Origin of the sequence: Methylobacterium sp. J-072 (assembly GCF_022829425.1) — a bacterium.
GTDB lineage: Bacteria > Pseudomonadota > Alphaproteobacteria > Rhizobiales > Beijerinckiaceae > Methylobacterium.
Window position 1 is genome coordinate 1 of record NZ_JAKSYK010000098.1, and the last position, 9,797, is coordinate 9,797.

11 protein-coding genes are annotated in these 9,797 nt (G+C 63.0%); 5 read left to right on the forward strand and 6 right to left on the reverse strand.

Annotated elements, in window-relative coordinates:
• Nucleotides 1–558: 558 nt before the first annotated feature.
• Both MKK67_RS10815 and MKK67_RS10820 read left to right on the forward strand, forming a co-directional pair.
• Nucleotides 559–903 (forward strand): hypothetical protein, encoded by a 345-nt coding sequence (locus MKK67_RS10815; RefSeq protein WP_243964164.1) that lies wholly within the window; start codon nt 559–561, stop codon nt 901–903.
• Nucleotides 903–1,217, forward strand: a complete 315-nt coding sequence (locus MKK67_RS10820; RefSeq protein WP_243964165.1) for a hypothetical protein — start codon at nt 903–905, stop codon at nt 1,215–1,217. The genes MKK67_RS10815 and MKK67_RS10820 overlap by 1 nt, the downstream gene beginning before the upstream one ends.
• Here the strand turns inward: MKK67_RS10820 and MKK67_RS10825 are convergent.
• The 3 genes from MKK67_RS10825 to MKK67_RS10835 all read right to left on the reverse strand — a co-directional run bounded on the left by MKK67_RS10825 (nt 1,199) and on the right by MKK67_RS10835 (nt 2,523).
• Nucleotides 1,199–1,462 (reverse strand): hypothetical protein, encoded by a 264-nt coding sequence (locus MKK67_RS10825; protein ID WP_243964166.1) that lies wholly within the window; start codon nt 1,460–1,462, stop codon nt 1,199–1,201. The genes MKK67_RS10820 and MKK67_RS10825 overlap by 19 nt on opposite strands.
• Before the next feature lie 115 nt (nt 1,463–1,577).
• Nucleotides 1,578–1,832 (reverse strand): hypothetical protein, encoded by a 255-nt coding sequence (locus MKK67_RS10830; RefSeq protein WP_243964167.1) that lies wholly within the window; start codon nt 1,830–1,832, stop codon nt 1,578–1,580.
• 514 nt (nt 1,833–2,346) lie between these two features.
• A complete protein-coding gene (locus MKK67_RS10835) occupies nt 2,347–2,523 on the reverse strand; it encodes a hypothetical protein (RefSeq protein ID WP_243964168.1) in 177 nt (58 codons plus the stop codon).
• A gap of 380 nt (nt 2,524–2,903) precedes the next feature.
• Here MKK67_RS10835 and MKK67_RS10840 point away from each other — a divergent pair, with 380 nt between their 5' ends.
• The 3 genes from MKK67_RS10840 to MKK67_RS10850 all read left to right on the forward strand — a co-directional run bounded on the left by MKK67_RS10840 (nt 2,904) and on the right by MKK67_RS10850 (nt 5,579).
• Entirely contained in the window at nt 2,904–3,737 is an 834-nt protein-coding gene (locus MKK67_RS10840; RefSeq protein ID WP_243964169.1) for a helix-turn-helix domain-containing protein, read from the forward strand.
• Nucleotides 3,738–4,050: 313 nt separating this feature from the next.
• A complete protein-coding gene (locus tag MKK67_RS10845) occupies nt 4,051–4,467 on the forward strand; it encodes a PilZ domain-containing protein (protein ID WP_243964170.1) in 417 nt (138 codons plus the stop codon).
• A gap of 20 nt (nt 4,468–4,487) precedes the next feature.
• Complete coding sequence (locus MKK67_RS10850) at nt 4,488–5,579, forward strand: HD-GYP domain-containing protein (protein ID WP_243964171.1); 1,092 nt, start codon at nt 4,488–4,490, stop codon at nt 5,577–5,579.
• 21 nt (nt 5,580–5,600) lie between these two features.
• On the opposite strand, the gene MKK67_RS10855 is transcribed toward MKK67_RS10850, so the two are convergent.
• The 3 genes from MKK67_RS10855 to MKK67_RS10865 form a co-directional block, all read right to left on the reverse strand.
• Complete coding sequence (locus MKK67_RS10855; RefSeq protein WP_243964172.1) at nt 5,601–7,148, reverse strand: sensor domain-containing diguanylate cyclase; 1,548 nt, start codon at nt 7,146–7,148, stop codon at nt 5,601–5,603.
• Nucleotides 7,149–7,245: 97 nt separating this feature from the next.
• On the reverse strand, nt 7,246–7,662 hold the full coding sequence (locus MKK67_RS10860) for a response regulator (protein WP_243964174.1): 417 nt from the start codon (nt 7,660–7,662) through the stop codon (nt 7,246–7,248).
• Between the two features lie 278 nt (nt 7,663–7,940).
• Nucleotides 7,941–9,629, reverse strand: coding sequence for a methyl-accepting chemotaxis protein (locus MKK67_RS10865; RefSeq protein ID WP_243964173.1), 1,689 nt, complete (start codon nt 9,627–9,629; stop codon nt 7,941–7,943).
• Nucleotides 9,630–9,797 lie beyond the last annotated feature (168 nt).

Here is a 9,797-nt window from a genome sequence, read left to right on the forward strand (position 1 = left end):
AACCGGTCAGCGGTTCGATTCCCCTCATCTCCACCAGGTTTTCTTAACCTGTTGGAAAGGCACAAACTCATTGCTCAGAAATGAGTTGTAGGGCTAACTTGGTACACCACAGTGGTACACTAAGCCGCCTGAACTCATGCCCAGAAGAGATCCCCGGCTACAGCTCAGGGGAAGCTGATCGGCGACTTCACCTCAGCTGCCCTATCGGCCCTGACTGTTGTGCTGGCTCATCACATTGCGTCCCACATCCAGGCCGCTCCCATCATCGCCAGGCCGCCGCACAGCAATGCTACCACGATGTAGCGATGCAGGCGGTCGTACAAAGGGATCAGCATCGAAGGAGGCCCGCAGAAGCGCATCCATCGTTGCCCATAGACCGGGATCGGTCGCTAGCGGCAAAAGTTAAGGTTTCGTCAATTCAGAATTTGCGTGATCGCAAGGCCACAGGAGCCAAAGATCAGCCGATGCCGCGGCCCTTCAGTCCACCGAGGACCAAGACGGTGACAATCGCGATCGCTACTACCGCAGCAATGAGGATGGCTCGCATCTGGCCACTCCGTGCTTGCCAACGGACATCAGCCTCGTGCGAGGCCGCCCCGGGCCGCCCTCGACGCGGCGGACCGCATCATCGCCGTGCTGAACTGCATGGACGGCGACACGGACCTTGAGGACGGCGCCGACGATGAACCGTCCCTGGCAGCGCCCGAGAACCACACAGGCAGTCAGGTGGTCTGGATGCGCGGCAACGACGCCGACCGCGAGACCGAGACGCCCGAGGCCGTGCTGCCGGAGGTGGCGCTGGAGGCGACGGTGATCGAGGTGGAGCCCCTGCGCTGGGGTGGGCGAGGGAACGTGCTCGCAGCTGCGGGAGTAGCGCTTCTTGACATCGTCAAGGTGCGTTGATGCCGATTGCCATTCCAATCAAATCGCCGCGCGTGGCCGCACTTCGACGCCTCTCGAGGCTCGATACCGCGCGTTTTCTGATCCTGATAATGCAAGTCCAATGGTACAACCGCCGTATGAGAGCTGCCAATCGGCGAGTGGACCGCTACGGCTTTGACATCGCCGGGGCGGATTTAGCGTTGACGATGCAGTGCTGGCTCGCCTGTCACGAAGCAATCAGCACCTTGCTAGGCTGCCCCGAGCCGCCGCACGTCGCGCAGACGCGGGCGACGCTGCAGAAACTCAAGCAGGCGGATCAGAGCTTGATTGCCTGAGCCGACATGACGATGGCGGCCAGCACCGTCCGGAACGCCTTCTCCTGCGGTCCGGACCGGTCCACCGCTTCGAAAGCGGGTGTCGCGTTGACGAGAGCCGCGAGGTCGACGCTGTGGCCGCTAGCGAAGCGATAGGGACCAGCCGCCGGATCCCTGAGATAGGCATCAATCGCCGCGACAATCTCCTGGCTGTTGATGGTGCCGTTCTTCCGTAGATCGGCGATGGTCGATAGTCCTGCGTGCATTGTAGTGCTGCTCATCTTCAGCCGGGGAACGGACCGCCTCGTGTGTATCCTCGGTGCTAGTAGCCCCCCGCTGTAGCGAGACCGAGGCCGTCGCTCAGGGGCGGGCGGTGACGTGCTACTCTCGAACGGGCTTCGGCTCCGGCTTAGACGTTCGCGTCAGGCTCTGGATCCCCCGCGGCGCTCGACCAGCCTTCTCCGCAATCTCGGCTTCCTGCTGCTCGACGAGATCGCGCGCCGGCTGATCGCCATCCAGGCCGCCCAGGATCTCCATCGGCACGCGACGGTTCGAGGCGCGACTGCCATCCTCGAAGACGACGTCGAACAGGATGGAGCCGCGGTCCTGAGGCAGTTGCTTCGCGCGCTTGGCCATGCCGGCCTGATACGCCCGCAAGCTCGGCGGTGCCAGATCGATGGATTGCCGCAGCAGCCTAGGCCCCCTGTAAATGCAGAAGGCCCGCCCTCGACAGGTCGACGGGGGCGGGCCTTCACGCGACGACGCTGACGAGGCCGCATGGCACCGGGGGGATGGGCCACACTGCTCTGCCGGCGTTCGGACGCTAAGCCCGGTCGCTCAAGAAAACCTACATTCGAGCGGTCAACGAAGTGTTGCGCCTCGCCGGTTGGTCCAGGACAGCTGCGCTCAGCCGCCCATCAGAGCCTGTAGATCATCGCGCTTCGTGAGCAGGTCGTCGAGGTGCCGCTGGTAGAGCTCGATGCTCGCTCGTTCGCGCCTCGCCCCCTTCCGCGGACAGGTCTGGGTCTTCGAGTGCGCGCAACGAGGACCGAACGCTTTTCTCCAGGGTGGCGATCTCGCGTTCGACCCTCTCAAGCTCGGTCACGGCGTCTCCTCAAAATGGTCAACCACACGATGCATCGGGCGAGACCTACCGGACCCATTCGAGATGGCTGGCTTTGGTCGCTCGGCTGTGAAGGTCGGCGCCATAGCGGACGTAGACGAAGAACCTGTCGAAGGACGTCACGATGCCCCGTTCGGGCACCACACCCGGGCGGTCTCGATAGGCGACGGTCCGACCGATGTCCGATGGGGTCAGCGCGATCATGCTCGATGGGGCTCTGTGTGCACCATCGGGAATGCGCGGGCTATCGACTGGGGTCCCAACGTTGACTTAACCGTGCCGTCCGGCCGACATGCCATGTCCGGCTGGCGCGCGGTCTGTGCGAGTCGCCGGCACCATCAGGAGACCACGCCGCCGCAAGTCGACCCCTGAAAAGCCAACGGCCCCCCAGTCGCCAAACTGGAGAGCCGTCGAAAATCTAAGTGGCCTGTGGGCCCGTTTCCAATCCCCACAAGCCATGAGACGCCCCCAGGCGTCAAGTCGGAACGCCATTTCCGACGACGATGAGGCTTTGCCTTGTGGACCGGACGCCCCTGCGGCGGCCCGGAACGACCTGTTGCGGCCCTTTCACGGGGCCGAGGACCATGTTTGCCGACCAGTTGAGGCGCGCCATCGAGGCTGCGACCCGAATCACCCTGCCGCAAGTGACGGCGCTACTCTGGCGCGCCTACGGGGACGGGAAGGTCACGGAAGCCGAGGCGGAGAGCCTGTCTGAACTTATTGACGCCCGTCGTTCATCCGAAGGTGGACAGAAATCCGGACAGAGCTCGAACCCAACGGCAACAGCCGACGCTGGCTTGACACTTTCGCCCTCAAATTGTGCAGGAAGCCCCAGGAGGGCCGTCGGTTCGCGCCCGCGCACGGATGCCTCGATGGAGCGCCGTCGCCGCTGGGCCGCCTCGGGGCGGCTTCCACCGGGGCTAGCGACCCGGTTCACGCTGGCTGAGCAGGCGGTCCTCGCCCTCGTGGCGGCTGAGGTCGTCCGCCGGAAGGATTGCCGCCTGTCGATCGAGAACATGGCCGCTGTCGCGGGCGTGTGCCGCTCCACCGTGAAGAACGCAATCCGCGAGGCGGCCCGGCTGGGTCTGTTAACCGTCGAGGAGCGCCAGATCACCGGCTTCCGCAACGACACGAACGTGCTGCGCATCATCAGCCCGGAGTGGCTGGCATGGTTGCGGCTGGCCCGGAAGGGGAATACCGCCTGGTCTACCCCTGCCCCAGGGAAGGGGCGTCACGGCCCCGCCTTTCAAGGGGGAGGGGTCAAAAGCGTGACCAGCACGCCTACTGAAGTTCTAGTCCTGTCAGAATCGGGGAAAACGGCACCGAAGAAGGGCTGCCGACAAGCGGCTGGCGACCTCCACCGATCAGCCCGAGCGAGAATCCGCGCTGGCGGTAAGGCCAGCCGAGCCATGCAGTGATGGGCTGCGACCGGACGGTATGACGAACACAGCGCGTGGCCACTAAGCAGCTCGATTAAATTCGTCTGCTGTTGTACTGCCTAGTCCAAAGCTCGCTGAGGTTTAGACGAATCTTAAACCGATCTATTGCTACTCTCCGTTGTGCGAACGAGCGGAGACAACTTCCGTGCTAGATCGGTTTAGAATTACAACCAAGGGTAGATACTGCCTGTCTGGCGGTGAGGACGTGCCGTGCCTCGCCGACGTATCCGCCACTGACTTCGTCGAGCTGCGCCGCCTGACAGAAGGGCCCCTCCCTCAGGCAGGAGCGCGCGTGATCTGCTACCTCGATGATCTCGGGATGTTCGACGGCGTCGTGCTCCACGGACGACCCGGAGGCTTCGTCTTTCAACTCGTGGCCAACGCCGAGCGCCGTTCCCGGATCGAGGCCCGCCTGGAATGGATGCGCAGTGCCGACGACCGGGAAGATCAGCGCAAGGCTGCTCGCATCGTTCCAGTACACCGCGATGTCAGGATCGCCTTGCAAGGCGCCCGCACGGCCGAAGCTTTCGTCACCGACTTATCCATGACGGGCGCCGCTCTGATCCTCGATAGGAGGCCTCAGGTCGGTGCGACGGTGACGGTGGGCAAGCGCTACGCGACGGTCGTGCGCCATACCCCCGAGGGCGTTGGCGTGGCGTTCCGGATGCCGTTCGGCCCACTGACCTTCAATGAACGCGTGATCCTCTGACGACAGACGTTGGGCAGGCGATGGGCGAGCTTCTGCTGATCACCGACGACATTCATCGCGGCAGGCGCCTAGCCCGCGATCTCGGCGGGTTCGGCACATGCCGGATCCACGATCTCTACGACGAGGCGACACCGTCTAGCGGCGCCGGCCTGATCGTCAGCGATGTGGAGGGCCTGAACTCCGAGGCGCTCGTGCTCATGCGCCGCATCCTGGAACGGGTGCGCGGCGAGGGCATGCCGTATCTCTTCCTCGTCCATGGCAACGTCGCTCGTGCCGAGGCTCAGGCCCGGATCCTCGGCGCGACCGCCACGCTCCCCGCCAACACTGCGGCGCGGCTCGTCACCGACAAGCTCGCCCAAATCAGTGGACAAACCGGGTCGATTGCGACAGGCGAACGGCAGGCGGCCCAGGCCAGGCAGTTCTTCGCGGAGGTGTTCTTCTCGGGCCGAGCGATCACTACTACAGTAGCCGACACCGGCACTGAGCTGATCATCCAGGCCATCCGGGACGTCGGCATCCACGATTGGGTGCGGGCGGTCCAGCGCTTCGACGACGTCACTCACCAGCACTGCCTGCTCGTGGCCGGCCTCGCCGCTGCGTTCTCCGGGACCCTCGGTTTTGGTGCCGCCGACCGTCATCATCTCGCCAAAGCCGCCCTGCTACACGACGTCGGCAAGACGAAGATCCCGACCGTGATCCTGAACAAGCCGGGCAAACTCGACGTGGCCGAAATGGCGGTGATGCGCACCCATCCGGCAGAGGGGTACGCCATGCTCGTCAACGGCGGCTTCGACGCGTCACTGCTCGCGGTCGTGCGCTCGCACCACGAGATGCTCGACGGCTCGGGCTACCCGGACGGGCTGAGGGGAGCCGAGATCCCTGACCTGGTCCGGCTGGTGACGATCTGTGACATCCACGCGGCGCTGATCGAGCGTCGGCCGTACAAGGCAGCGATGGACGCGGCGCAGGCCTACGCCATTCTGGACGGCATGGCGGGGCGGCTCGACGCGGATCTTGTACGCGCATTCCGGCCCGTAGCGGTGGCATTCGATCGGCACTGCCTCGCGGCACCGTCGAGGGCGGCCCAGAGTGATCCCAAGCATGCAGCTTAAGTAGGCAGGTGTCGCAAATTCCTACGATGCTCCGACCAACTGAAGCTTGCGAGTTTGCGCCTCGGGTTGGGCACTCTTCAGCCTCGCACAACGTGTCTGGTTTCGTCCGCCGGCCTTGGCTTCGTAGAGTGCGGTATCGGCGAGACGATACAGGTCCGCTAGCGCAGACACCTCCGTGCCGCCCGACACCATCGCTGCGAGCCCGATGCTGACTGTGACTGCACCGGCCCCGATGCCAGCTGATCCGATCGCCAGGGTCGCTACCTCGGCGTGTACCTTCTCCGCGATGCGAAGCGCGCCCGCCTGATCCGTATCCGGAAGAAGGATGGCAAATTCCTCGCCGCCGACCCGGCAGACGAGATCGTTAGGTCGATGCACGCTGGCCGATAGGCGGCGCGCTAGGCCCTGCAGCACCTCGTCTCCGACCTGATGGCCATAGTGGTCGTTAAAGCGCTTGAAGTGGTCGGCGTCGACGATGAGCAGCGACAGCGACTGGCCGTTGCGTTGGGCGACTTCCCAGGCCTGGGCTCCAGCGTCCTCGAAGGCTCTGCGATTGGGAAGACGCGTCAAAGTGTCGGTCAGCGACAACCTTTCGAGCTCGGCCTGCATCGCTTCTCGACGACGCAGCTCGCGCCCGAACAGAAGCGAGAGGGCGATCGTGAGTCCGCAGAGCACCAGTACGATGCCGCCGATGACGAGTGCCTTCACACGCCACTCCGCCTCGATCTCGTCGGTCGACAGGGCGACGTTGAGGATCAGCGGCAGGTCGCCGACACGCGTGAAGGTGTAGTGCCGCTCGATACCGTCCCGGACCGAGGTGTGGACGAAGCTGCCGCTATGCTGACGCGCAAACCCTTGAAAGGTCGGGGCACTAGCGATGTTGGCGCCGATATCGGCCTCGACGAAGGGCTGGCGCATCACCCGCGTGCCGTCGCGCAGGTACAGGTTGATCGCGCTGTCCCGCCCAAGGGCGATCTGACTGAACAACCGCGTGAAGTAGGACAGTTTCATGCTGCCCATCACGACGCCGCCGAACGAGCCGTCCGGTTTGGTGATGCGTCGGCTGAAGGGCAGCATCCGCTCGCCGGTCAGGCGTGAGATAAGTGGCTGCCCGACGAAGAGGCCGAGGCTGGCCCGTGTTTGGTGTGCCCGAAAGTAGTCGCGGTCGGCGTAGTTCCCCTTGCGCGGGGGAGTCGCATCGAGATCGGCGACGATATCACCATGCTCGTCGAGGACGATCATCACGCCCATGTCGCGGGCTGTGGCAGCTCGGTCGAATAGGACTAGCTGGCGCAGTGCGGGGCTAAGCTGAGCGACTCCTGGAGCGTTCAGGTTGTCGGCTGCGGCGTGCACCGAGAGATCGTACATCTCGATATTGCGGGCGATGTCGCGCTCAAGCACCTGGACGAGGTTCTTGGAAGTCTGCTCGGCTTTGTCCCAGGCGTCCTGTCGCAGATCCAACAGCATCATCCCGGATGCCGTGAGCATGCCGACCGGAGCCAGTACGCCGAGTGCGATCCAGGTGCGGGCGGAGCGGAACGGACGAACCAGCTGGGGGAGCAGGGACATCGCGTACCTCGCTGTATTTCCTCCGTACCCAACCGTGGCATGCCAAGCCTTAAGCGATCGTTACCTCGACCGGTAGCCGTGCTTTCCTCGTTCCTCGTTATCGGACAACCGTAATGGTATCGTTGCCGATATTTCCAGAGCAGACCGATTCTATCTTGGCCTTCAGCGTTACGCTAGTGAATGGCTTCACGATGTAATTATTCACACCTGCTCGCTTTGCCGCGAGTACATTCTCGATCTTCGACTCGGCGGTGACCATGAGAAACGGGGTAGACCGTAAAATCTCGTCAGCACGTATATGCTGAAGTAACTCATAGCCAGTCATCGGCTGCATGTTCCAATCTGAGATTACGAGCCCGTATTTGCGATTTTTCAGGCGAGCAAGCGCAGTTGTGCCGTCGGACGCATCGTCGATCTCTTCAAAACCGAGCTGTTTCAATAGATTTCTGATGATACGTACCATCGTCTGTGCGTCATCAACGACGAGGATCGGCATGCTCAAGTCGAGAGACATATGCAACCTGTTTCCTCTGTCGTCCTCATGGACTAGGGATGAAAGGTATTCCACTACGCTGATAACACCATTCTCGTCATCACGATCTAGATGGGCGGGCCCGTCTAAGCTCAGTGAAGTGCCATTTTCGCTGTGAGCGATTGCCAAGAATGCGGGTATGCGGCCCTTGATGACGAGCTCCGTATTCTCGGCAAATGCACCCGCCAGAGCGTCTGGGAGACCCAAAACTTCATCGATGGGCAGATGAACGTTTTGACATCCCACCGGCGCTCAACCCTTTAGGCTGCCCGGACGGTGGCAAGAAAGCGTCCAACCTCGGCCGCGAGGTGCTCGGACTGGCGCGACAGTTCAGAGGCCGCTCCAAGAACCTGGCTCGCGGCCGCACCCGTCTCCTCGGCTGCGCCGGCCACGCCTGAGATGTTGCTGGTCACCTCACCGGTGCCCATCGCAGCCTGGCTGACGTTGCGCACGATCTCCTGGGTGGCCGCGCCCTGCTGCTCAACGGCGGCTGCGATCGACGTCGCCACGCCGCTGATCTCGCGGATCCGCCCGGTGATGCCGCCAATCGATGTGACGGCCTGGCCTGTCGAGGCTTGGATACGGGCGATCTGACCCGAGATCTCACTCGTGGCCTTGGCGGTCTGCTCGGCGAGTGCCTTCACCTCGGAGGCGACGACAGCGAAGCCCTTGCCGGCCGAGCCAGCCCGTGCGGCCTCAATGGTGGCGTTGAGCGCCAGCAGGTTGGTCTGTCCGGCGATGGTCGAGATCAGCCCAACTACGTCGCCGATCCGCGCCACCGCGGCACTAAGCTCGTACACCAAAGCACCGGTCTGATCCGCTTCGTGCACGGCGAGCTGTGCTAGTTCAGCTGAGCCAGCGACCTGCCGGCTGATCTCCTGCACCGACGAGCCCAGCTCCTCGGCGGCGGCGGCAACCGTGTTGACGTTGCTGGCGGCCTCCTCGGCCGCGGCCGCGACTGTGGTCGACTGACTAGCCGTCTCGGTCGCGGTGGCCGTCATCGTCTGCGCTGTCACCTGCAACTCGGTGGCTGACGACGACACCATGCCGATGATGCCGCCCACCGCCTGCTCGAAGCTCTCGGCCATCTGGCGCATGCCGGCCTTGCGCTGTTCCTCGGCTGCTAGGCGGGCCTCCGCGGTCTCTTCTTCCAACGCCTTCATGCGGATCAGGCCATCCTTGAACACCTGAACCCCGTCTGCGATCGTCCCGATCTCGGTCTTCTCACCCTGATGCGGGATGGCAGCGGTGAGATCGCCAGTCGCGAGAGACTGCATCGGCCCCACGACCGAGCGGATACCGCGCGAGATGCTCAGGACAATCAAGGCCGCTAGCGCGATCGCTAGAACCACCGCCACAAGCCCAGCGCCGACCAACATCAGGCGCGTCTGACCATATGTCGCCTGACTATTCTTCTCCGCCTGTTGAGCGCCGTCCTGGTTGAGCTTGATGATCTTGTCTAGCGCTGCTGAAGCATTACGACGCGGTTGCACACCTTTGGCTTCATAAAGGCTGAGAGCCTGCGCTTTCTCGCCTCTTCGCGACAATACGAGGATAGGCTCGACAGTGACCATGAAAGAGCGCCATTCATGGGAGAAGGTTTCGTAGAGCGCCCGTTCCTCAGGTGAGCTGATCAGACCCTCATAGGCTTTGGCGGTCGTCTCGATCCTCTGGGCACGATCCAAAAGGTCCTTGTCGACGCTACCCAGCATCTGTTGTTCGTCCGTGAGGATGTGACGGAGCAGACTCGTCGTGTACCGGCCTGTCAGGGCATCGACTTGACCAGCGGTGCGAACGCTCGGCAGCCAGTTTGTCTCGACGTCGAGGAGCAGCCCGTTGATTGTGGACGCACTCCACAAACCGATCGCGCTCAGACCGCCCAGAAACAGCAGAAGTACCGAGAATGCAGCGATGAGTTTGCTGCGGATAGATATGGATGGAAGCGACACAGCGGGCCTCATGAGGCAGCCGTCGATCCAAAAATGCTTGCAGCCGCCGGAGCTATGGCGTGCCCGAGAATAGTTAATAGGCCGCAACGCTAGCCTTCGAAATCAGGCGCTTGCGGCCCTGCAAGGCAGCGGTGTTGTTTCTGGCAAAGCGACGACTATCGATCCATA